Below are 581 nucleotides of genomic sequence, written 5' to 3'. Positions count from 1 at the left end.
TAACCCGAAGCCACCGCGGTTTCCAGCAAGCTGAAGCAGAGCTATGGGAAATGTTTGGAACACTAGCAGAGAGCTGATTTTTTTACAGAAGGAATTCTTTATTTACACAAACTTCTTGACGCTCCCTATTTAAATGAATTAGAAAAGCGTTTAGATAAATTAAGCACTAAGCTTGTCATGTTAGGAGCCTAGAAGAAAATCAGTCTATAAATATATATCAAAAGTATCTCCATTCATCATTAGCAAATACAATACCAAGAACTATATGAGTAAATTAATAATTTCTATCCTCAAACTTTGAAAAAATTATTGTGACAAATATGTTTCTTTACTCAATTAACAAGCGTTCGTGTAAAAAATACGTCCAAGAAGGCAACCGTCGTAACCGTATCTTCTCGTGCACCGCCTTGATCGCGACACATCCGGCGTAATGATTTACGCCAAAACCGAAGACGTTAAAGAAAAATTGCAAGAAAACTGGCACACGATTGTCAAAGAACGCATCTATACTGCGTTGGTTGAAGGCGTCGTTCGCAAACCCCAGGGGAAGATAGAATCTTGGCTAACCGAAAGTAAAACGA

At 38.0% G+C, this 581-nt stretch carries 1 pseudogene; it reads left to right on the top strand.

The window, feature by feature from the left end:
• Window positions 1-430: 430 nt before the first annotated feature.
• Window positions 431-581, top strand: a pseudogene (locus ACEN33_RS12465) (RluA family pseudouridine synthase); the annotation flags it as partial.

This window comes from Ruoffia sp. FAM 24228, from assembly GCF_045528575.1.
Lineage (GTDB): Bacteria > Bacillota > Bacilli > Lactobacillales > Aerococcaceae > Ruoffia > Ruoffia halotolerans.
Note: the sequence above shows the minus strand (reverse complement) of the source record. Positions and strands in the feature narration are given on the sequence as shown.